This window comes from Methylobacterium sp. E-005 (assembly GCF_022829725.1).
Taxonomy (GTDB): domain Bacteria; phylum Pseudomonadota; class Alphaproteobacteria; order Rhizobiales; family Beijerinckiaceae; genus Methylobacterium.
Map to the genome: position 1 here is coordinate 1 of NZ_JAKSYG010000235.1, position 22,043 is coordinate 22,043.

24 protein-coding genes are annotated in these 22,043 nt (G+C 64.7%); 11 read left to right on the forward strand and 13 right to left on the reverse strand.

Annotation, left to right across the window (positions count from 1 at the left end; genetic code table 11):
* Positions 1-33: 33 nt before the first annotated feature.
* A complete protein-coding gene (locus tag MKK88_RS28500) occupies positions 34-237 on the forward strand; it encodes a CsbD family protein (protein WP_244005891.1) in 204 nt (67 codons plus the stop codon).
* Between the two features lie 165 nt (positions 238-402).
* Complete coding sequence (locus MKK88_RS28505) at positions 403-879, forward strand: YidB family protein (protein WP_244005848.1); 477 nt, start codon at positions 403-405, stop codon at positions 877-879.
* A gap of 61 nt (positions 880-940) precedes the next feature.
* Here MKK88_RS28505 and MKK88_RS28510 read toward each other — a convergent pair whose 3' ends face one another.
* From MKK88_RS28510 to MKK88_RS28535, 6 genes are all read right to left on the reverse strand, one after another.
* Entirely contained in the window at positions 941-1,927 is a 987-nt protein-coding gene (locus tag MKK88_RS28510; RefSeq protein ID WP_244005850.1) for an ABC transporter substrate-binding protein, read from the reverse strand.
* Positions 1,928-2,104: 177 nt separating this feature from the next.
* Entirely contained in the window at positions 2,105-3,370 is a 1,266-nt protein-coding gene (locus MKK88_RS28515) for an adenylate/guanylate cyclase domain-containing protein (protein WP_244005852.1), read from the reverse strand.
* Complete coding sequence (locus MKK88_RS28520; RefSeq protein ID WP_244005854.1) at positions 3,367-3,765, reverse strand: response regulator; 399 nt, start codon at positions 3,763-3,765, stop codon at positions 3,367-3,369. Before MKK88_RS28520 ends, MKK88_RS28515 begins: the two co-directional genes overlap by 4 nt.
* Positions 3,762-5,783, reverse strand: a complete 2,022-nt coding sequence (locus MKK88_RS28525) for a cache domain-containing protein (protein WP_244005856.1) — start codon at positions 5,781-5,783, stop codon at positions 3,762-3,764. The genes MKK88_RS28520 and MKK88_RS28525 overlap by 4 nt, the downstream gene beginning before the upstream one ends.
* Complete coding sequence (locus MKK88_RS28530) at positions 5,780-6,730, reverse strand: ABC transporter substrate-binding protein (protein WP_244005858.1); 951 nt, start codon at positions 6,728-6,730, stop codon at positions 5,780-5,782. The genes MKK88_RS28525 and MKK88_RS28530 overlap by 4 nt, the downstream gene beginning before the upstream one ends.
* A 159-nt stretch (positions 6,731-6,889) precedes the next feature.
* Complete coding sequence (locus MKK88_RS28535; RefSeq protein ID WP_244005860.1) at positions 6,890-9,199, reverse strand: TonB-dependent receptor family protein; 2,310 nt, start codon at positions 9,197-9,199, stop codon at positions 6,890-6,892.
* A 125-nt stretch (positions 9,200-9,324) separates the two neighbouring features.
* On the opposite strand from MKK88_RS28535, the gene MKK88_RS28540 reads away from it, so the two are divergent.
* Positions 9,325-9,465 (forward strand): hypothetical protein, encoded by a 141-nt coding sequence (locus tag MKK88_RS28540; RefSeq protein WP_244005862.1) that lies wholly within the window; start codon positions 9,325-9,327, stop codon positions 9,463-9,465.
* A gap of 219 nt (positions 9,466-9,684) precedes the next feature.
* Here the strand turns inward: MKK88_RS28540 and MKK88_RS28545 are convergent, their stop codons facing one another.
* The 3 genes from MKK88_RS28545 to MKK88_RS28555 all read right to left on the reverse strand — a co-directional run bounded on the left by MKK88_RS28545 (position 9,685) and on the right by MKK88_RS28555 (position 13,116).
* Positions 9,685-11,067, reverse strand: a complete 1,383-nt coding sequence (locus tag MKK88_RS28545) for a PepSY-associated TM helix domain-containing protein (RefSeq protein ID WP_244005864.1) — start codon at positions 11,065-11,067, stop codon at positions 9,685-9,687.
* A 40-nt stretch (positions 11,068-11,107) separates the two neighbouring features.
* Entirely contained in the window at positions 11,108-11,473 is a 366-nt protein-coding gene (locus tag MKK88_RS28550) for a hypothetical protein (RefSeq protein WP_244005866.1), read from the reverse strand.
* A gap of 179 nt (positions 11,474-11,652) precedes the next feature.
* Positions 11,653-13,116 (reverse strand): short-chain fatty acid transporter, encoded by a 1,464-nt coding sequence (locus MKK88_RS28555; protein WP_244005868.1) that lies wholly within the window; start codon positions 13,114-13,116, stop codon positions 11,653-11,655.
* 692 nt (positions 13,117-13,808) lie between these two features.
* On the opposite strand from MKK88_RS28555, the gene MKK88_RS28560 reads away from it, so the two are divergent.
* The 5 genes from MKK88_RS28560 (at position 13,809) to MKK88_RS28580 (ending at position 17,804) form a co-directional block, all read left to right on the forward strand.
* Positions 13,809-15,158, forward strand: a complete 1,350-nt coding sequence (locus MKK88_RS28560; RefSeq protein ID WP_244005869.1) for an MFS transporter — start codon at positions 13,809-13,811, stop codon at positions 15,156-15,158.
* 1,697 nt (positions 15,159-16,855) lie between these two features.
* The gene (locus MKK88_RS28565) at positions 16,856-17,056 is read left to right on the forward strand and encodes a hypothetical protein (protein ID WP_244005871.1); all 201 of its coding nucleotides are present in this window, start codon (positions 16,856-16,858) and stop codon (positions 17,054-17,056) included.
* A 2-nt stretch (positions 17,057-17,058) separates the two neighbouring features.
* Positions 17,059-17,292 (forward strand): hypothetical protein, encoded by a 234-nt coding sequence (locus MKK88_RS28570; protein ID WP_244005873.1) that lies wholly within the window; start codon positions 17,059-17,061, stop codon positions 17,290-17,292.
* Complete coding sequence (locus tag MKK88_RS28575) at positions 17,289-17,498, forward strand: hypothetical protein (RefSeq protein WP_244005874.1); 210 nt, start codon at positions 17,289-17,291, stop codon at positions 17,496-17,498. The genes MKK88_RS28570 and MKK88_RS28575 overlap by 4 nt, the downstream gene beginning before the upstream one ends.
* Positions 17,499-17,534: 36 nt before the next feature.
* A complete protein-coding gene (locus tag MKK88_RS28580; RefSeq protein ID WP_244005876.1) occupies positions 17,535-17,804 on the forward strand; it encodes a hypothetical protein in 270 nt (89 codons plus the stop codon).
* Positions 17,805-17,850: 46 nt separating this feature from the next.
* Here the strand turns inward: MKK88_RS28580 and MKK88_RS28585 are convergent, their stop codons facing one another.
* Complete coding sequence (locus MKK88_RS28585) at positions 17,851-18,219, reverse strand: hypothetical protein (protein ID WP_244005878.1); 369 nt, start codon at positions 18,217-18,219, stop codon at positions 17,851-17,853.
* Between the two features lie 191 nt (positions 18,220-18,410).
* On the opposite strand from MKK88_RS28585, the gene MKK88_RS28590 reads away from it, so the two are divergent.
* Together MKK88_RS28590 and MKK88_RS28595 are read left to right on the forward strand one after the other, a co-directional pair.
* The gene (locus MKK88_RS28590) at positions 18,411-19,019 is read left to right on the forward strand and encodes a hypothetical protein (protein WP_244005880.1); all 609 of its coding nucleotides are present in this window, start codon (positions 18,411-18,413) and stop codon (positions 19,017-19,019) included.
* 2 nt (positions 19,020-19,021) lie between these two features.
* Entirely contained in the window at positions 19,022-20,110 is a 1,089-nt protein-coding gene (locus MKK88_RS28595; RefSeq protein ID WP_244005881.1) for a helix-turn-helix domain-containing protein, read from the forward strand.
* 79 nt (positions 20,111-20,189) lie between these two features.
* On the opposite strand, the gene MKK88_RS28600 is transcribed toward MKK88_RS28595, so the two are convergent.
* Together MKK88_RS28600 and MKK88_RS28605 are read right to left on the reverse strand one after the other, a co-directional pair.
* Positions 20,190-20,420 carry a DUF6894 family protein gene (locus MKK88_RS28600; protein ID WP_244005883.1) on the reverse strand — a complete coding sequence of 77 codons (231 nt, stop codon included), beginning with the start codon at positions 20,418-20,420 and terminating at the stop codon, positions 20,190-20,192.
* A gap of 309 nt (positions 20,421-20,729) precedes the next feature.
* On the reverse strand, positions 20,730-20,960 hold the full coding sequence (locus MKK88_RS28605) for a hypothetical protein (RefSeq protein WP_244005885.1): 231 nt from the start codon (positions 20,958-20,960) through the stop codon (positions 20,730-20,732).
* 262 nt (positions 20,961-21,222) lie between these two features.
* On the opposite strand from MKK88_RS28605, the gene MKK88_RS28610 reads away from it, so the two are divergent.
* A complete protein-coding gene (locus tag MKK88_RS28610; RefSeq protein WP_409566724.1) occupies positions 21,223-21,453 on the forward strand; it encodes a DUF6894 family protein in 231 nt (76 codons plus the stop codon).
* Between the two features lie 207 nt (positions 21,454-21,660).
* Here the strand turns inward: MKK88_RS28610 and MKK88_RS28615 are convergent.
* A partial coding sequence (locus MKK88_RS28615) for a hypothetical protein (RefSeq protein ID WP_244005889.1) occupies positions 21,661-22,043 on the reverse strand: 383 nt, incomplete at its 5' end.

Consider the following 22,043-nt stretch of genomic DNA (forward strand, 5'->3'; position numbering starts at 1 on the left):
ACCGGCCTCCACAGCGCAACAGGAGTTTTCACGATGAGCAGCACCACCGACAAGCTCAAGGGTCTGGCCAACGAGGCCGTCGGCAACGTCAAGCAGGCTGCGGGCAGCGTCACCGGCAACGACAAGCTCGTGGCCGATGGCAAGGCGCAGGAGCTGAAGGGCGAAGCCCAGAAGACGGTGGGTGACGTCAAGGACGGCGCAAAGTCCCTCGCCGACAAGATCACCGGAAAGCACTGAACGGCGCTGTCATGCCGGTCGCCGCGGAGATCCGGGCCACCCGGCTGCGGGGCCCGACTTCGCCGCGTCCCATGTCGTCTGGCCGGGAGTGTCACGTCCGCCGAAGGGCGTCCGTTTTGTATCTCACCTGGACCATCGGGTCCGTTCAAAGGAAAGAAGGCTGCGATGAGCGAAGGATATCCGTCGATGACCGCGCTTCTGGGCCTGCTGGCCGTGGCCGGCTACCAGAACCGCGATAAGATCTCCGAATGGCTCGGCCATCATGGGGCGAGCCCATCGACCCAGCCGATCCGGGATGTATCCCCGACGTCGGGCTCCTCAATCCCTGGCAACCTCGGGCAGTTGCTCGGCGGCGCGGGCTCCGCGGGTGTCGGTGGTCTTGTCGGTCGCGGGCTCAGTGAACTCGTCGACCACTTCACGAAGGGCGGCCATGCCGACACCGCACGATCCTGGATCGACCATGGGCCGAACCGCGATATGCCGGAATCCGATCTGGAGCGTGCGATCGGACCCCAGACCCTCGCGGCGCTCGAGCAGCGAACCGGGCTGAGCAAGAGTGAATTGCTCACCCGGCTCTCCCGCGATCTGCCTTCGGCCATCGATCGCTACTCGCCGGACGGCCGGCTGCCCGCTTTCAGCTAGAGGTCCTCGCCATGCGACCCCCGCCGGACCGGCCGTCGCGGCGGGGGCCGTCAGAGACTCGCTAGTCGATCAACGCGTCGGCCCGCGCCAGCAGCGAGGGTCCGATCGTCAGGCCAAGTTCGGCGGCCGTCTTGAGGTTGATCACGGTTTGAAAGCGCGAGGCCGCCTGGACCGGGAGGGAGCCGACCGGGGTGCCGCGCAGAATGCGATCGATGTATTTTGCAGCCCGCTCGACATCCTGCGTCACGCTGGTGGTGTAGGCGGCCAGCCCCCCCTGATGCACCTGCGCCGCGTAGGCGTAGACGGCAGGCAGGCGAAAGGTCGCCGCCAGTTCGATGATCCGCGGACCATGAATGCCCGTCACCGCGTCGGGTAGTGCCACGAGGCCGCCGTGGGGCTCCCGGGCGAAGGCCGAGACCGCCTGCGCGATCTCCTCGTCATTGTGGACGCCCGCAATTCGGGCATCGATACCCAGTTCGGGACCGATCCGCGCGAGTTCGGTCGTGTATCCGTGCAGGCGTGCCGGATAATCCGGATTGATCAGGGCGAGCGCCCGCACAACGCTGGGTCTCAGCTCCTTCAGAAGCTGGAGCCACTTCCCCACCAGGGTGAAGTCGAAATTCGTGAAGCCGGTCAGGTTTCCGTCCGGGTGCGACAGGCTACTGACGAACCCGGCGCCGACCGGATCCTGCAGCATCATGAACACCACCGGCGTGGTCTTCGTCGCCCGCTGCAGCACGGTCGTGCCCACGATGCCCTGGGCGAGGACGATATCGGGCTTGCGTGCCAGCATGTCGTCCGTCTGCCGGCGCATCTTCTCGGCGTTGCCATCGCCGTACTGGAGATCGACCGCCAGATTCTCACCCCAGATCCACCCCAGCTGCTTCAGGCTGGTCCGTAATGTCTCGACGATGACGGGGCTGTCGGGATGCTGGTCGCCGTAGACGAGGAGGATCCCGAGCCGGCGCTGGCCCTTCGGCGAGGTTCCGCCGGCAGCCGGTGAGACCAGCGCGCCGCCCAGACCAGCGATGACGTCGCGCCGCCTCATGCGCCACTCCCTTGCTCGTTTCGCTACCAAGACCGTGTGATGGAACGCTCACCCCCTTCAAGCCCCACGCCCCGGTGGAGAGCGACGCGCGATTCAGCGATGCCTCGGCCGCTGGGAGCCTGAACGAACGCGTCGAGCGCCTCCGCCCCCGCGCGTCGAGACGGACCGGACGTGGCCTCAGTGAACCTCGATCCGCGTTCCGCTCGAACCGTTGAGAAGGCGTTTCAGGTGGAAGGCCGCAACGCTGTCGTCGGAACGCAGCCCGACCAGGGCGGCGAAGGCCGAAAGCGCGCCGGCCTCTCCGGCCTCCAGCTTGGAAAAGGCCTCTTGGTACCGGCTGAGCGCGGCATCGTCGTAGCCGGCCTCCGTCAGGGGCTCGAAGGCCCGCAGGGCCTCGTTCTTCCCGCGCAGAATCAGGTCGCCGAGGGGCCTGCCGCGGAACGACCCGGCGCGGATCGCCGCGGCCGCGCTGACGCAGATCCGCGTCCCGAACGCCTTGTTGGCGTTCTCGAGCCGCGCTGCCGTGTTGATGGTGTCGCCGTAGGCCGTATAATCGAAATAACGTCCGCCACCGAAATTGCCCACGATCGCCGGCCCGGTATGGACGCCGATCCGCGTCATTCCGAACGCGATGCCGCGCGCGTGCCACCGATCCCGGAACGCCTCCGCCGCCTGATCGAGCGCCAGCGCGCAGGTCACCGCCCGGGCGGCATGATCCGGCTGGTCTCCGGGGGCGTTGAACAGGACGTGGAGCGCGTCGCCGACGATCTTGGCCACCGTCCCTTCGTGGGCGAAGACCACGTCAGTCATCTCGGCCAGATAACCGTTCAGGATCTCGGCGAGGAGCGCCGGATCGAGGCTCTCGACCAGGCTGGTGAAGCCCGCGATGTCGGTGAACAGGCAGGCCACGTCGCGGCGGTGCCCCCCGAGTTCCAGCCCGGACGCATCGCCAGCCAGGCGCTCCGCGAGATTCGGCGAGAAGTACCGCGCGAGCGATGCATGGGCGCGCTCAGCGAGCGATTGACGCCGCCGGACCTCGCGCAGCGCCTCGACATGCCGCAAAGTCCGCTCGATCGTGGTCTCCAGATCCGCGAAATCGATCGGTTTCGTCAAAAAGTCGAAGGCACCGCGATTCATCGCCGTGCGGATATTGGCCATGTCGCCGTAAGCGGAGACGATGATGGTCGATGGCCGATCGGCGAAGTCCTGCAGCCGGCTGATTAGGGTCAGGCCATCCATGCGCGGCATGTTGATGTCGGACACCACCATGTCGACATCGGGATGGGCGGCGAGACTGTCCAGCGCCTCCTGCCCGTCTTGGGCGAACAGGAACGTGACCGCGCCCTGCCGGATCTGGCGGCGGAACTTCTGCGTGATCAAGGCCTCGAGGTCGGGTTCGTCATCGACGACAAGGATCTTGGCGCTGGGCAGAGCGTCGCTCATGCCGTCCCCGCTCGCGCAGCCAGCCGCTGCTCGATTTCGGCCTTGAGCAGGGCGAAATCGATGGGCTTGGTGATCACGCCGACCGCACCGGCCGCCTCGGCCTGCCTGCGCGTCTCGGCGTCGCCGTAGGCGGTGATCATGATGACCGGAACCTCCGGCCGGGCCGCGCGCGCCAACGGCAGCAGTTCCAGCCCGGTCATCCCGGGCATGTTGATGTCGGAGAACATCAGGAGAAGGGTCGGCCCGGCCGTGGCCTGGATCCGTTGCAGCGCCTCGGCAGCCGAGTGAGCGAAGGCGATCTCGAAGCGACCCACGCGCAGGTCGCGGCGGAACTGCTGTCGGAACAGCTCGGTGACGTCCGGTTCATCATCGACGACGAGGATCAACACATTCATGATGGGCTCTGCGTGTCGCTCTCGGGCCCGCCCGCGTTGGGGCGGGCCACCGTCGCCGCACCTTGGCGCGGCAGCGCGATCGTGAATTCGGTGAATTGACCAGCCTCCGTCGCGACGTCGACCGACCCGCCATGCTGCTTGACCAGAATGTCGTGGCTCAGCGACAGGCCGAGTCCCGTACCCTCGCCAGCCGGCTTCGTCGTGAAGAACGGATCGAACATCTTGGCCTTGACGCCGTCCGGGATCCCCGTGCCGTTGTCCCGGACGCGGATCTCGACCGCTTGGCCGCGGTCGCGCGTGGAGATCGACAGGGTCGGGGCGTAGCCCGGCTCGGCCTGCTCGAGCTTCCGCTCGGTGGCGTAGAACCCGTTCGACATCAGGTTCAGTAAGACGCGCGTGATCTCCTGCGGGTAGATGTCGGCCGAACCGGCTGCCGGGTCGAAGTCGCGCTCCAGGGTCACGTTGAAGCTGGGCTTGGCGGCCCGGGCGCCGTGATAGGCGAGGTTCAGGCTCTCCTCGACGAGCAGGTTGATGTCCACGGGGCGGTGGTCGCCGGAGCCGGTACGCGAGTGCAACAGCATGTTCTTGACGATGGAATCGGCACGCTTCCCGTGCTGGACGACCTTGTCGAGATTGCCCCTCAAGAGGTCGGCGACCTCGTCAGCCTCGGCACGCGTCTCCGGATCGAGCGCGGCAGACTGAAGCATCTCGCAGAGCTCATCCACGAGTTCTTTGGACAGCGCGGCGAAGTTGTTGACGAAGTTCAAGGGGTTTTTGATTTCGTGGGCGATGCCGGCGGTCAGTTGGCCGAGCGAGGCAAGCTTCTCAGATTGCACGAGACGGCTCTGCGTCTTCTGCAGATCGTCCAGCGACTGATTGAGATCCCGGGTCCGTTCCTCGACCTTGGCCTCGAGGGTCTCGTAGGATTCCTGAATACGGGCCGCCATGGCGTTGAACCGGTGCGCCAGCGTTTCGATCTCGTCGCCGGTGCGGATCACGATGCGTTCGGACAGGTCTCCGGCCCCGAAACGCTCGGCGCCCTCCTCGAGCTGGCGGATCGGCACCACCATGCGTCGCGCCAGGAACGTGCCCGCGATCGCGGCCATCAGTACGCCGAGCCCCATCAGCGCCACCGTCTGTATCACCGACTCCATCAGCGGCTGCATCGCCTCCCGCAGCGGCAATTGCACGAAGACGATCCAGCCGAGCCGGGGAACGGCGTCATGGGCCGCCAGGACCAGGCTGCCATCGAGCCAGCTGGTGATCTCGATGGTGCGTCCGTCACCCTTGCCGGGCAGCGCGGCGGCGACTTCCGGAAGCGTGGACAGGTCGGTGTCGCGCAGGACGAGGCTCAGATCCGGATGGGCGATCAGCCGGCCGGTCGCGGTGGTGACGAAGGCGTAGCCGGTCTCGCCATTGTGGATAGCGCTGACCACGTCCCAGATCAGCTTGAGGTTGACTTCCGCGACGGTCACCCCGGGGTCCCGTCCCGCATGCGCGACCGCGACCGTCATGTATGGCTCTGAGCCCCGGCGGAAGTAGACTGGTCCGAACCACGTCTTGTCTTTCAGCGCCTGGGTGAAGCGCGGCGCGGTGGAGAAGTCCTTGCCGCTCGCGATGACGTCGGATTCGAGGCGCGAGACGCGCAGCTGCTCCCGTCCGCTCGGGTCGAGATAAGACACTTCTGTGATCGCGGGCGCCTGTCGCATCAGGCGGATGAAATCGTAGCGTTGCTGCTCCGGCGAGATGCGACGCCACTCGGCCCGGGTGGTCCACCCGATCTGATTTTCGATCTCCGATACGAAGGCCTCGACGCTCTCGGCCGCCGCATGCGCCTTTTCGCGCTGCACCGTGATGGCGTTGTCCTTCGCCTCTTGGAAGTTCAGGACCAGGTCGACAGCGCCGTTGATGAACAGGACAAGCGTCACCAGACCGACGAACGCCACCGCGAACTTGGCGGCGAGCGGCAGGCGGAAGTATTTCTGTGGCGCGTTTTGGGGCGGATTGAGCTTCGTCATTCGACGACCTCGTCCGCCTGCGCGAGCAAGGCAGATGGGATCTCGAGGCCTTGAGCGCGCGCGGTCACCGGATTCACGACCGGCTTCAACTGGTTCGGGGCCTGGATCGGAAGAGTTCCTGGATTGTCGCCGCGCAGGATGCGCTCGACGTAGACGGAAGCCCGGCGGACGGCCTCGGCTGGATCGGGCCCGTACGATATCAGCCCGCCGCGATGGGCGAAGCGCCGGATGGCGAACACGGTCGGGATCCGGTGTTCTGTCGTCAGCGCGACGAGGCGGCTTCCGTTGACCGCGCTGAAGACACCGGGCGCCACGATGAGGGCCGCATCCTTACGCCAGGCGAGATCCGCGATCAGGGGCTCGATATCGCCCGACCTCTCCGCGACCTCAACGCTGGTTTCGATCGCAAGGGCGGCCGCGGTTTTCTCGAGAGCCTTCGTGAAAAGGTGACCGCCCCGGATCTGAGAACTCGCGTTGCGCAGGAGGGTCACCCGCCGGATCGCCGGCACGCCTCCCCGAAGCGCCGCGAGCCATTTCCCGCCCAGCGAGGACTCGGACAGGGTGAAACCCGCGATGTTTCCGCCCGGGCGCTTCCGGTTTGCGACGAACCCATTGCCGACGGGATCGGCCGCACCGACGAACACGATCGGAATCGTGTGGATCAGGGGCGATACGGCGCGGAGCCGTGCGGGCAGATACGGAAAGATCACCTGCGGCTTGCTGCGAACCAAGTCGGCCGAGAGGGCTCGCGTGCGCTCGCGATCGGCTCCCCCCCAACGGTTGACGAGCTGACGGTCGGTCTCCCCGCGATCCTGCAGTGCCGCACCGAATGCCGCCGCTTGCGCCCGGCCCTCGGTGTCGCCTTCGGTGAACGGCCAGTGCGCCGCCACGCGCGTCGCAGACTCGGCCCGGGCTGCGAGGGTCGGGCTCGCGATGAGCCAGGGCAACCCAGCGATCAGAGTTCGCCGCCTCATTGTTCCCCGAGCCCCCTCGACCGTCGTAGCGCGGCCGCATGGGTCAAGCTGCGCGCGGTGCGAGCCGTTTGCCCAAGGCGTAGCCTAGCCGAAGCTCGGCCGTAAGACCACGTGGCAACCAGAATACGGTTTCTAGAATGACAGCCGCATCCCGCCGACGATGTTGCGTGGCGCACCTGCGAACACGGATCCCGTTGTACCCGCCAGAATGGCAGCGTTGTTCAGAAGACCGGTTGTACTATTGATCGAATTCGATAAATTCTGTGCCGATGAAACATAGACCGTATCGAATACATTTCTTATCTCAAAATAGACGCTCAGTCGTTTTGCATATCCGCCCGTCAGGTCGGTCGCATAGTGCAGGTTGGCATTTATGATCGCGTATCCCGGTGCCTTCAGCGTGTTGGCGTTGTCGAGGTAGACATTGCCCTGCACCACGGTCTCGACGAAGGCGCCCAAGCCGGCGAGGGGGCCGGCCGGGACGTCGTATCCGACGCGTGCCAGGAGCTGATGAGCCGGCACCCCGGGGATCTGGTTGCCCGATCGATCGAAGCGCCGCGTCAGGCTGCCGGCGCTCAGCTGCTCGGTGTAGCGGGTGTAGATCTGGTCATCGAAGCCGTAGGCCAGCGTCCCGCGCCATCCCGGTGCGAAGGCCCAGTCGGCACCGACTTCGAGCCCGCGATGCTCGGAGGCCGGGGCGTTGAACGTATAGGTTTGCAGGCCCGCCCCCGGCGATTGCGAGACCAGTTCGTTCCGAAAAAACTCGTAGAAGCCGGTCACGCTGAGGCGCAGGGTCTCGACCGGGCTCCAGTCGACGCCGAGATCGAAGCCAAGGTTTTCCTGGGTCTGAAGCTGGGTGTTATTGCCCGGCAGTCCGGCCGGGGTGACGAACAGGTTGGAGGCCGCGGGCGTCGCATAGCCGGTGGCGACCCGGCCGCGGAGAGCCCAGGATTCGTCCGGCCGGTAGACCAGTGCGAGTTCCGGGGCGATGTTCAGGAAGCTGCGGTCGGCCTCCGCCACGGTCCGGGTCGTGCCGCTCGCCGCATAGCTGTAGGCAAGATTGCGGCCCGTGATCTCCGTGGTCTCGGCGCTGAAGCCGAGCACGCCGGTCCACCGATCGGACAAGGCGAGTTCGAGCCGCGCCCGGCCGCCGAGATTCGATTGCACCGCGCTTTGGTCACCGATCAGCGCGCCAAGCCGCGGGCCGCCATAGGGCGCCCGGTTGTAGGTCGCGGTATGGTTGTCGATCGTGCTGTAGGCGAGGGCCACGTAGCCCACCGCGGGCAGGCCGAACAGATCACCGCGCCGCGTGAGATCGCTCATCACGTTCCAGGATGGGAACGACCCCAGGAAGGCGTTCACGTAGAAGGGTTGGTTGAAGTTGCGCTCGTCGAAGCCGACCTGTGTCCGCCACGTGGTGAAGGCGTCGAGATCGTGCTCCCAGCGCCCCGCAACGATGGTCCGGCGGTCGTTGCGCCCGAAGGCGCCCTCGTCGGCGGTGACCGGCACTTGGGCCCCGAAGGCCCCGTTCTGGAACAGGTTGAAGGTCGTACAGCCCGGCGCCGCGCTCGCCGCCGCCGCGCAGCCCCGCTGGTACGGGTTGATGCGGTACTGCGCCAGGGAGGATCGGGCAGCGAGGTTGGCGTCGAGCGTGTTGTTGATCACCTTCAGGGTAAAGCGATTGTCCGGCGTCGGGGTGTAGCTCGCCAGCAGGTTGATGGTCTGCGTGTCGTAGGCGGAGTGGTCCTGATAGCCGTTGGCACGCACGTCGCTGGCAAACAGGCTGATCTCGACCGGGCCACTGACACCGCCGACGGTGAAGTAGTTGCTGAGATAGCCGAAGCTGCCAACGTCGGTCCCGATCTCGTAGCCGTTGATCTCGCGGCCGGTGCGGGTCCGGAACGCGATCGCGCCGCCGGTGGCGTAGTTGCCGAACAGCGGCGATTGCGGCCCGCGGAACACGTCGATGCGGCTGTAGGCCCGGGGGTCGGTGAGATCGAAGCGCGAGGCGCCGTCCGGCTGCGTCAGGATGAACCCATCCTCCAGCACGACGGTGTTCTTGATCACGCCGGTGGAGCGGGCATTGTTGCCGCGGATCGAGATGATCACGTCGCGACCGCCGTTGCCCTGGCGCACGGTGACGCCGGGGCTGTTGATCAGCACCGAGCCGATGCTGGTCGCCGGCCTGTCCGCGATGGTGTTGGCACGGCCGATCTCGGAGACGACCTCGCCGACCGGATGCGCGATGACGAAGGGCGCCGAGCCTGGCGGTGCCGCCACGCCGAAAGTCGCCGTCCCGGTCCGGTCGGCGGCAGGCTGAGCCTCGCCCTCGACCGAGAGCTCGTCGAGCGTCACAGAGGTTTCCCCCGACGCGGGGATGGGGCTGCTGGCGAGCAGCACGGCGAGGGTGCCGCGGCGCAGGGCGGCTGTATCGATGGACATCGTCGGATCTCGTCTGATCGGAGGAACCGGGCGGCAGGCAGCCGACCCGTGTGGGAGCGGGCGATCAGGCGCTGGTGGGAGGTGCGCGTGGACATGCGGATCGTGTGGCTTCGAGCGGGATGCAAATGGGCGGCGGAATCGGCCACGCCACGGCGCGCCAGCGCAGCCTGCGGGCGCGTGACGGTCCGTTCGGCACGGGCGGGGGCACCAGTCCGGCACGGCACAGCTGGCACAGGGCGCAATCCGGCACGGCCGGACTCGGCTGATCAATCGCGGCAGCCGCCTCCCCGTGGTCCGGCCCTTGGCCACACAGGACGCCCAGGGGCGGGTCTGCAGGGCCGCCGAGCATCATCCGCAGTGCCGCGACCGGCGCCATCGCCTGGACCCATAAGGCGAGGGCGATCAAAGCCGTGCCGAACAGCCTCGGCGTCCGGTGGGACGATCCTGGTATGAATGGCACGGGCATCGAGCCTGCTCGTTCGGCTTCAGGCCCGGATCCGTCGTCGAAGGCCCTGCGCCGCGAGATCGAGGCCCAGCATCCCCAGGAGGGCGAGGCCGGTCAGCGGGAAGAGCGCACTGAGGCCCAACACCAGAAGGGTCACCGTGGCCACGACGCGCCGGTCGCGCGGCCAGGGCGGGACGCCGAGGCCGCCGGTGGGCCGCCGTTTCCACCACATCATCCCGGCGGTAGCGGCGAGCAGGATGGTGGCGAGGCAAAAAGCCAGCATGGCGAGCTGGTTTGCGCGGCCCCAATGCTCCCCCTTGTGGATACCGATCCCGTACTGGATGGCCCGACCCACCGGACCGAGATCGGCGAAGCGGATATCGAGCAGCGATGCGCCGGTATACTGATCCAGCGCGATCACCCGCTGCCTTGTGACGTCGCGGGGGTACACGGAGGCGGCGTAGACGCCATCGATTCCGACCGGCAGGGCGAGTTCGTAGCCGTGTGGCATCCCGCGCTCGGCAAGGATGGCGGCAGCCCGGTCGATCCCGAGGGTCTGGGTCGGTAAAGCGCTGGGCTCCGAGGACGGGACCGGTGCATCCTCCAGTGTCCAACCCGGATCGGTGAGCCGGTCGCGCAGCGCTCCCGTTGAGACCGGTCGGTGTGCCCACAGAGCGGCGGGCTGACCGAGGCCCGCCGCGTTCGACCAGCTGCGCAACTGCTGACCCCACCAGATCGACCAGGGCAGGCCGGTGAGCGCCAGGAAGAGAAGGCCACCCCCAGCAAGGAGGCCCGTGAGGGCATGAAGATCGCGCCACCACACCCGCCGGCGCGGCGACCCACGTAGGCTGACCGCGCTCCCATCCCGGCCGCGGGGCCACCAGAGATAGGCGCCCGTCACCACCAGGATGACGGCGAAGCCCGCCACGACCTCAATGATCGCGTTCGCCGTCGGCCCGAGATAGGCCAGGCTGTGCAGCCCCCGGACGACGGCCATGAATTCCTGGTCCTGGGCCACATGATCGAGGACGTGGCCGGTATAGGGATCCAGGTAGACGAGGATCCTGTGATCCCGTGCCGAGAGGGTGACGAGGGCGGCGGTTCCTGGCTTTGCCGGATCGGTGAAGGACACCGGGGCGGCGTCCGGCACGGCCTGCATCGCGTTGAAGATCAGGTGGTCCGGACCCAGGGTCGACGTTGCGCGGATGGGAACGCGCGTCCGATAGGCATACAGGCTGCCGTTAATCTCGTCCTTGAACAGGTAGAGCGACCCGGTCACCGACAGGGTGATCAGGAACGGCAGGCACAGGAGTCCGGCGTAGAAATGCCAGCGCCAGACGGCACGATAGACAGCCTCGCGCGAGGCCTGCAAGGCGGCGCCCGCCCCATAGGCGGGGGCGCTGCCGGAAACGACGAGGGACATGGGTTGGAGATCCGGGCCTGAGCGATCGGGAAGGGGATCGTCAGACGGCGGGCGGACCCCGTGCGGTGCCGGCGCGCGGCGGCGGTCCGGTTCGCGGCAGCTCGGCTTCGGGACGCCAGCTGAGGTGCAAAGCGGGCGCGAGGGGCAGGGCCGGCGCAGCCGATACGGCGACCGGTAGAGCGACGGAAGCCGCCTGAGCCAGCGTGCAGCAGCTATGGACGTGGATCCGGATCGGCGCGTGGTCCGAACCGTCAACCGGATGCTCGGCGCACAGCACGGTGCCGGGTGCCGCTGGGGCCGGGATCGGGGCGGCCAAGCCTAGGAAGGCCTGGAGCAGCAGCGCGTAGAGCGCGACCAAACCGAGGATCGCGCGGCCCGGGACCGTCAGGGGCAGGCGCCTGCGCATGAGCGCTCTCTAGGCGGCGGCCTCGTCCGGCGTCAATGCCGGTCAAGCTTCTGGATCGCCGATCGCACGCAGCTGCGCGGCACTCGGACCGCCATGATGCCGCCGGTCATCGCGCCGACACGGTCATGGACGAGGACCACGACGGCGGCCGGCGCGAGCGCGGAACGCAACTCCCGTGCTCACGGCATCACCGGCGGGTGGTAGGTCAGCGTGAAGGCGAGCGCCCAGAGCAGGAACAGCACGAGCGGCAGGTGGACGATCAGCTGCAGGAAGCTGAAGCCGACGATGTCGCGTGCCTTCAGGCCGAGGATGCCGACCAGCGGCAGCATCCAGAACGGGTTGATCAGGTTGGGCAGCGCCTCGGCGGCGTTATAGATCATCACCGCCCAGCCGAGATGAACCTTCAGCTCGTTGGCAGCCTGCAGCACGTAGGGTGCCTCCAGCAGCCACTTGCCTCCGCCCGAAGGCACGAAGAAGCCGAGGATTGCCGAGTAGGCGCCCATGGTCAGCGGGAAGGTGCCCGCGGTGTTGAGATTCACGAAGGCGTGGGTGATCGCATCGGATGCGGAGGCGCCGGCGGCGTTCTTCGGTCCCGTCAGCATGCCGCTGATCGCCGCGTAGAGCGGATACTGGATCAGGATGCCTGCAGTGGCCGGAACCGACTTCGCCACCGCCACGAGGAAACGCTTCGGCCGCCAATGCAGGAGCAGGCCCAGCGTGATGAACAGCAGATTGTAGGTGTTCAGGTTCGAGATCGCCACGATCCAGGATTGGCGGGCGAATTCCTGCACGATCCAGCCGCCCGCGATGACCACGAGGAGGATGGTGAGGATCGGCGAGTGTTCCAGCCATTCGCCGGGCTGGCGCGCGGGCGGTATGTCGTTCGCCTCGCGGGCAACCGGGACACCAAGCGCCTCGGCGGTCACGGCCGTCTCGCGGCGGGGCGCGGAGGCGTACGCGATCGCGATCGAGACCACGAACAGGATCGCGGCGATCAGCATGGATTGCCAGAGGAAGATGGTCTCGCTGAACGGAATCACGCCGGAGATGGCGAGCAGGTTCTTGGTGAGGCTTGCGGGGTTCGCCTGGAGCTGCGCCGCCGAGGAGCTGAGCCCGAGTGCCCAGGTCGCACCGAGCCCAAGATAGGCGGCCGCGCCCGCGGCCCGGTAATCCATCCGCAGATCCGTGCGGCGTGCGAGCGCCCGCACGAGCAGGCCGCCGAAGATCAAGCTCAGCCCCCAGCTGACGAACGAGGAGATCATCGTCGCGCCGGCAACAAAGCCAACCGCGCCTCTTCCTGTTTTCGGAACCTGCGCCAGCCGTTCGATCAGGGCCTGCATCGGCGGCGACGTGGCCACGACGTAGCCGCCAATGGTGACGAAGGCCATCTGCATGGTGAAGGGGATCAGGCTCCAGAAGCCGTCGCCGAAGCTCTTGGCGATGGCGGCCGGCGGGGCGCCATTGGCAAGCGCGCCGAGGGCGACGATCACCACCGCGATGGCGACGAAGATGAAGGCATCCGGAAACCAGCGTTCCGCCCAGTTGGTGAAGCGGACCCCGAGCCGTTCCAGCGATCCCGCCGTGCCCGGATCAACCTCAGCGGCGCCGGCATTGCGGGTGGAATCGGCCGGGACGGTCGCCATAAAGGTCCTCCAAGACCAGCTCATCCGGCTGACCGCATGCGCAGGATGGCGCGGCCCCGCTTGATCTCAAGTCGAGAGCCTATAGAGACAGGACACAGCTTCGTGACAATGTGACGGGCTGCTGTCGAGGTCGCCCACGGCCGTTTGAACAGGTCGTTCTTACGGCCCGGGATGCTGCCCTGAGGCGGCTGACCCTTCGTGTCTGACGAGGGCGCGAGCTGACGCGACGGATGTTCATTGCGCCTGCGGCCCCATAGGTTGGCCGTCTGAGATCCCCAGCGACGAGCGATACGGCCTGCCATCGTCTGGACGCTCAGCCAATGCGCGACCCAGATTGACGACCCGCACACAATGGCTTGACGACGTTATATTCAGCTGACCATTACGTGATTTGATCGCCGAATGTTTCGTATGTTTGCGTCAAACATAAATCGATGTCTGTAACTGGGTCGTCCTCCGCGATTATGGAGCGACACTCGTTTGACCTTCACGTAAGGGCTTCCGGTGCCGGTGGCGTTGAACCCGACGCGGACGTTCGTCCAGGAGCATTGTCCGAGGTCAACAGTGCGAGGCCGAGCCGGCCCACACCGTCGCCTGACGGGGCGTCACGCATTGAGCGGCCGCGAGAACCGGCCTGTTGCGGGACGAAGCGATAAAGCCGGGGTTTCGGACCCCACCACCGGGAGGCGGACATGAGTTCGGGCGGGGCGCTGCTGCGCGAGGATAGCGAGGCGCCGTGGCATGCAGGCCTGACCAGGCGGCATTGGCGCATCCTGTGGGGCAGCTATCTCGGCTGGATCTTCGACGGCTACGAGGCGGTGGCCCTGGTCTATGCCCTCCGGCCGGCACTCAGCACCATCCTGACCCCCGGGCAGGCCCAGACCCCCGCCGTCTATGTCGGCCTCGCCATCGGCATAACGCTGCTCGGCTGGGGACTCGGCGGGCTGATTGGCGGTATTGCGGCCGATTACATCGGCCGCAAGCGCATGATGATGATCTCGATCCTCGGCTACGCGATCTTCACCGGGCTGACCGCGTTCGCGGAGAGCTTCACGCAACTTGCGCTCCTGCGGTTCATCACCGGCCTCGCCATCGGGTCGGAATGGTCGACCGGGATTGCTCTGGTGGCCGAGACCTGGCCGAACCGGGCGCGGCCGAAGGGGTGCGGCTTCTTGCAATCAGGGTTCGGCGGCGGTGCGGTTCTGGCCGCCATCGTCTGGGCCGTGCTGGCCGCCACCAATCCGATGGGCGACCAATCCTGGCGCATCATGTTCGCCCTCGGCGCGCTGCCGGCCTTCGTCTGCCTGTATCTGCGGAGGGCGCTCGATGAGTCCGAGCAGTGGCTGCAGGCTCTCAAGGCACAGCGCTGGTCGGCCACCGACGCGGGCGCGGGCCGTTCCGGTCCAAGCGCCGAACGCCCGTTCACGCTGGCCGAGATCTTCCGCGAGCCCGAGAGCCGGCGCCGCGTGCTTCTGGCCACCGCGATGTCGTTTGCCACCACGGTGGGCTGGTGGGCGGTCTCGTCCTGGCTGCCGGCCTATACGGAGGGCCTGGCCAAGGCGGCGGGCGAACCGGCCAATGTCTGGGGCCCGCGCATGGGCATCATCTACAATGTCGGCGCGATCACCGCCTATGTGATCTCCGGCTTCGTGGCCGACGCCCTCGGGCGCCGGGCCTTCCTGATCGTCACCTATGTTGGCTGCATCGCGACGTCGCTCGTCTGCTATCTCTGGACGGGCAGCCTGACCGCCTACATGGTCCTCGCCTTCCTGAACGGGTTTTTCACCCTGGGCTTCGCCTTCTCATGGATGGCGATCTACCTCGTGGAACTGTTCACGCCGGCCGTTCGGGCGACTGCGGCGAGCTTCGTCTTCAACGGGGCGCGGCTGATCGCCTGGATTTTCCCGGTCATCGCCGGACAGATCGTGACGTCCTTCGGTGGCGTGGCCGCCGCGGCCCTGACGATGTCCAGCGTCTACGTCATTGGCCTGATCGTACCTTGGTTCATGCCGGAGACCACCGGACGGCCGCTGCCCGAATAGCGCGTGCCCCGACCCGCCAAGACGCTGCGTCGCCTTCTGGCGAGCCTTCGCGGTGGAGAGTCCCAGGTCGGTTTCGATGGGTCGGGCGGACTGAGCGGCTCGATCGTTGAGCGGCAACAGGAGGTTGTTCGGCGGGCGGACACGATGAGACCCGATCAGGATCGCGTCAGGCGGCTCAGCACGTCGGCAAGCCTTGAGGAAAGTAGGATCGCCGACAGGACAAACTGCAAGCCGCCGTGAGGCCGATCGGAGCGCTCCCCCGATCGAGGCGTGTGAACAGCATGACCGCTACCGACGGTCCGGAAAGCGGCGCGAGGCCGCGTAGAGGGCAGGCGGCGGCGGGTCCCGCGCCATCGTCGTCGGCCCGCAGGACGTACTACGCAAGGTGCAGGCCGATGGCGATCAGCACAGGGAAGGCGATCACCCGCAAGGTGGCAGTACTCTTTTGAATTCGTGCGGACAGCAGGACCGGATAGGCCGAGGGGTGAAGTGCGGCTTGCCGCGAGGATCCAGTCGACCGCCACGAGGCTCATTGTGAGCCCCTAGATGCTCAGATCCAGAGCCGCGGCCAGCGGGCCGCCGCGTCCGACGAGGCGGAGCTTGGCGATAGTGGACTTCACTGACTCAAAATAAGCCACCCAGGGTGGAGGACGGCAGGCTCACGGCTTCGCCAAGGAAAGTCGGTGCGGCGAGCGGCACTGGAACCGTTACCGGCCGTGCGGCAGGGCCAGGGCCTCGCCTCAGCGGCCGCCGGTCACCTGGTGGCTCAGCATCAGCATGAGCATGTCGCCGCAGGCGCTCCGCTGCACTGCCACAGCCGTTCCATCAAACGGTGCCCGGCCGGGGCAGCGAGGCCATATCGACGTTGCGTGACCGCGACGAGGTGTGGGGGCGAGATGGTGGACCGCGCGAGCCCACGAACAGGCTCTTCGACGTGCGACCTCATCGATAAGCGTGGCCTCTTGCAGCCCTGTGGTCGACGGTCCCTAGGCAAAGCACAAACTCATGCCGGCGCAGACACGCCCGGAGCTCAGCGGGCCTACGGCAAGGGAACAGATGACCCGTTTGGGGCGTGCACGAGGGGCGATTCTGACGACACCGTTTTGTTGCCACCCAAGGCGGACAACATATCGACGGTCTGTCGCAAGCGGGCCATATCGCGGAGCGACATGGCCTCGAGCGTATCAATCAAGAAAACTCAGAAAATCAGGTGGCTGGGGGACCTGGATTCGAACCAGGACTAGAGGAGTCAGAGTCCACTGTCGAAGCTAATATTTTCAGATACTTGGCCCGAAAAACCACGGCAAACCGCTCACTGAAAGATAAAGGTTTTCTCGGCTTTTCGACAAACCTGTTTGGGCTCAAATTAGCGCGATTCGGTCGTGCGGTGCCAGATCGCTCGACTCTCGGTCCGCCCCGCGATAGCCCGACGCCATGGCCAAAGAGATTCCCAGCGTCGCCGACCTCCGCCGGAAGTCCGAGGTTACGAACGACGAAATCGATGCCGCGACTTATGCGTACCTCGCAGACCCAAAGCCCGGCCTATTCCGTTTCTCATGCGGCTCTGACGTCGACCTCGCTGCTGCCGTGACGGACTACCCGCCTGCCGTGGCGGCCGTAGCTGATCCGCGCCGGACGCCGAAATTCAGATGGACAATGGTCCGGACCGCGATTTTGCTGGCGGAGCCGGTCCAGGCATGAGCGAGGAGCCGCACGCGAAGCACGACATCGTGGCCGCCCGTATGACGCAGCGCCTGCACGGCTATGCGCATGGGCTCGGCCTGGACGACACCGCCCTCCGCCAGATCGTCGAGCGCGTCATCGCCGACATGCCCGAGGCCGACGACGTGGATCGGCTGGCCGAGGCGCGCAACTGGATGCTTATCGCGGCACGCTGAAGATGGCTGACGATACGCCCAACCCGTTCGGCCTCTCGCTCCCGCTGCGCATCGTGCAGCTCGAGGAGGCCGTGAAGGTGATGGACTCGGGCGATCGGGTCGCAGCCTACATCTACATTGCGGCCGGGCAGGAGCGGCAGATCCAGACGAAGCGCGTGTCGCCGGCGGAGGGCGTCGAGTCCGCGAAGGTGATCGCCCGGGCGCTGACGGACGCGATCGCGGGCAGCTCGTCATGACGCCTGAGCAGCGAGCCTACCTCCAGGCGCTGTCAGACGTCCGGTCCTGGCACCGCTGGCAGATCGGGCAGAGCGTCGGCGACGCCCGGACCATGCAGGCGCATGAGATGGCCATCGCATGGCTCGATCAGCTGATCGCCATGAAGAAGCAGGATGTGGCCGAGGATGAGGCGGAGCGGGCTCGTCGAAGCGGGCGCGCAACCTAACTGTCTACCCCGCAACAACACGGCGAGGCATTCGAAATGGTTGAGCCCCTTGCTAAGACGCAAATCGAACTTGGCGCGCTCCGGATGGTGGTCAAAGCGCTGATTGGCGAGTATGCCATCGCCAATACGCAAGATGCTGCGGGCGCCACCCAGTTCGTGGAGCAATTCCGTCAGCGTCTATTGGCTGATATCGACAACATCAATTTCAATATTACGGGAAGCGGGTCAATGACTGAGGTCGAAGCCAAAGAGCTCACCCGTGATGCAATTAATGAGGCTGCCGGGGGGATGTCGTTTTTGGACTGATCCGAGCACGTTAAACTTTGTGCAGCCAGACCAGCCGAGTTGAGCGTCAGCGCGCCCGCGCCGCGAACTCCCAAATCGGCAAGCCCGGGGTCTGACCCTTCAAGGGCCGGTAGCCCGACGTCTGGGCGAACGCCACGCGATCAGGATGGACCGCCTGGACCGCAACTGTGCCGAGTATCAGGACGCCGCACGAATCCACGCGCAGGGTGCCGCTCGTCGGATGCACGCCGAACAGCTCGGGCGCGGTCCAACCCAGCCGGTGTGCCTCAACGCCATGCTGGTCGATGAAGGCCAGGGCGTTCTCACGCATCGCCTTCCATTTCGCCGGGGCGAGATACCGGCACGGCGAGGCGTGCTCGGACAGGCGTTCGATCTGGTCGCGCCAGGAGGCGACGGCGGGCGGAAGGTCGGACATGGGCGGCGGGGTACGCGTGCGGTTTTAACGGCCGGTTCGCGCGCGCCCTATTCTGTCCTATGGTCGTTTCCCGTGGTAGCGGCCTCGCCGCCGCGCCATAGGGTTGAAGGCCTTCGGCATATCAAAATGCATATTCCGCGCTTGTTTTTGTAAAACTTGGGAGTACACTCTCCTTGACGAGGGAGTGCCGTATGCCAGTGCCGCTTGAGGATCACGTTCGCCAAATTCTGCTGGAAAATGACCGAGGCACAAAATTTTATCGTGCAGTTAAGGAGGGCTGGTCGGCGTTAGGCCAGCTATATCCTCAACGGCATCGCTGGCGTCGCAAATCCAGCGCCCGGCACATGGTCTGGGAAGAAGTCGTTCAGCGACTTTTCGACGTGGCTGCAGAAGATGAGCACATTGTTCCTATTGAACACCGCGATACCGTCTCATTAATTGTTGAAAATGAGGTTCTTTTTCGGCTTAAATTTGCTGACACGTCTCTGATAACGCGCAATTATCCCACTCCCGAAGCGGAAGAGTTCGATAATCATGATGTAGATTTGTACGGGTTTTCGGGACTTCAGCGCGTAAAACTTTGCTATGTGCCGGATGAATATGAAACAAGTTTGCTATGGACTGGAATAGCCGCCTCCAACAAAGGAAAATTTCTCTGGAAGATTGAACTTGAGGATGCCGGTGCTGTCGCGCCGCCCGCCCGCCTTCCGTTCCCCGAGGAGGAAATCGATACAACGCGGTTTGCTCGCCTGAAGAAGCCTGCTGATGAAAAGCAGGATAAGAAGAAAGATAACGGTTAGTTATGTCCGCCGAGTTTAATAACGAACTGCTGCTGCTGGCTCGCCATTATAGAGGTATGAGCCAGGCCGAGGTTGCGGAAGCTTCGGGGCTGGATCAGGGCCATTACTCCAAAATTGAAAGAGGAATTCTAAATGCGCCTCCGCGAGTGGAAAGCATAGAGGCCGTCGCGAAGGCGCTCAATTTTCCCGTGTCGTATTTCTTACAGAACGATGAGCTCTCCGGTCTTCCGCTCAGCGTTCATGAGGCTGCATGGAGGAAGAGAGCTTCAGTCGCAGCAGCGGATATGAAGCGACTCCATGCAGAGCTGAACATAAGGCTGATGCATGTTCGCAGGTATTTGCAGGCTGTCGATGTTGATGGCGAACTGCCGCTTCCAAAGCTGGACCCCGATGACATGGGAGGTGCAGAAAAGGTGGCTCAATTCGTTCGTCGCGCGTGGATGGCACCTCCTGGGCCAATCAAGAACCTGACCAGTCTGTGCGAGCGGGCCGGCATCTTGGTCGTACATTGCGACTTCGTTGAGAAAATTGATGGCGTCACTATGCGACTTCGCGATGTGCCGCCTATTATTTTTCTTAACAAGAGTGCTCCGCCGGACAGGATGAGGCATTCGCTGGCACACGAATTGGGTCATCTGATAATGCACACGGTACCGTCTGATCAGATGGAAGATGAAGCAGATAGCTTTGCAGGTGAACTGCTCGCGCCAATGAATGAGCTGCGCTCCGACCTTATCGGGGGGCGCCCGAGCTTAGAGCGGTTTGTGCAGCTGAAAAAATTTTGGAAAGTTTCTGTTGCTTCGCTCGTTTATAGAGCAAAAAAATATGGCTATCTGACAGACAACCAATCCGACTACCTTTGGCGGCAGATAAGCATGAGAGGGTGGCGCAAGCGGGAGCCGGACGAGACGCAATTTCTTGCTGAGACACCCAGTTTATATCAGCACGTTATAGACTTGCACGAAAAGGATCTTGGGTTCGACGTCAACGACTTCGCAAAAATGCTCCACATATCGATCAATGACGTGCGGAATTTATATGGAATTGCGTCCGGTGGTGGACCGCGCCGTCATCTCTCGCTGGTGAAGTAGACCACCCGCTCTGCCTCGCCCCGATCTGTTTACGGGGCGGGGGAGCGTCCGATCTCGCCAGCGTGTGAGCCGGGGTGATCTACTGATCCACGACGAAGAAGCTGGCCCGCGCTCGCATCACCAGCTTTCCATCCTCGTCAAAGGCTTTGGCGGTGAACTGATCGGCGCCTGTTTGCCCGCCCTCGTCGTGCAGGATCGCCGTCAACGTCTTGCGCAGAAGACAGCGCAAGGCATCTCGGCTCGGTATCTCAACGCCCTCCTCGTCCATGACTTCGACATGGTCGGCCGTGCTGATGAAGTAGCGTGACACTCACGCCTCCGTGATGTCTTGCCCCCCTGCGGCAAACTCGCCGCACCCGAAATGGTTCTTGATAGGCGGGCGACCTGCCCCACGCACGAAAAAGCCCGCGCTGGCGAACCGGGCGGGCTGAGTAGGGTCTTCATCTTGGGCGCCATCACGTAGCAAGTACCGCCTGTGGTTGCAATTAGAATGCAATGCAATCTAGCGGCAGGGTGAACGAAAAATCCGTCACAGCGAACCAGGCGGGCTGATTTCAGGGCGTTGCCCGTAATGGCTTCCATGCGTCGAACGTCGTGTCGGCAGGGCGTGGCTTGCATTCTAACGATCGGCGACCTGCGCATTCCTTGTGCCCGCCAAATGATTTGAACGCTCGGCCTCCATGCGGGCGAAGCTCAAAACGCGCTGGCGACCCTGACCATCCCCGATCTCCGACCATAGGCGCAGGAGGCTCACAAGGCCTTGGATATCGCCATCGGCTCTTGCCGCGGTAAACGCCTCGATAGGCACATTGAGCAGCTCTGCGATTCTCGCAAGCGTTGTGCTGGTCATACTAGGGGTGATCGTAGCGTCTGACATGCCGGTAAACGCCTCAAATCGCTCTGCGTCCCAGCAAACGAATTCAATATTTCGTGTCTATAATGCATGTTAGTAAAACCGATTGAGGCATTCAATCATTCAGACTGATTGATATCAATATATGTTATTATAGCTCCTAAAATAACTCGTTAGGAATGTCCAATTACGGGCAGTTGATACGGGCGCTGGTGACCGGAAGAGGCGCGCGCTCCCACCCTGGCCCGCGGAGCGTCATGTGCCACGGTACTTTATCGCCACGTCCGATCACGTCGATGTCATGGACGATGAAGGCGTCGATCTTCCAGATCTTTGCGCCCTTCGCGGGCTACTTCGCAGGACGCTCACCCTGATACTCAAGGACGAAGGTGAGCAAACGGGTATCAATGAATTTCTCGCCGAAGCCTACGATGAGACCGGCAGGCTGGTGATGAAGGCACGAGCACACTTCTCCATCATCGATCAGTAAGTTCGGCCTCGAACGGAAAAGCCCCGCGCGGCTGAGCCGGCGGGGCTGAGGTTAGATTCGAGCCTCGGGGGAGAAGCGACCGAATCGGCCGTGATGGTAGCCGGACTGCGGGCAAAGAAAAGCCCCGGTCAGCGCGTGGCTGCCGGGGCTGAGATGGGTCTATGCACTTGGGGTCCTCGTAGACGCGCGGAAGCGAAGGTGGTTCCGTCAGGGCGCTTCCGTACACGCCACCTCGAACGGCGTTAAAGCGTCTCGCTGGCGCTGCGGCAGATACCCCTGAAGCCAGTTGCACGCTGCCGAGGGTGAAGTGCGGATCTGCGCCGAACCGCATGGGAAGTCGCGCGGGATCGCCACGTTCAGCGTCTGCGCCCGACCGTTGAAGCGCCAGGGCGTGGCGATGGTCTCAGTCTTCAGTACCGTGGGCTGCTCGTTCGGTTGCGACACGCTCTCGATCTGCCGGGCGAATGTCAGGTCGCAGTTGTCGAGGTATACCCGGGTGGCGAGGATGCTGAGCGTACCGCCCCGGGGCACGGGATCGGGCGCGACGTCCACGGACTGCACGACGTAGGGCCAGTGCCAGTCGCCGGCTT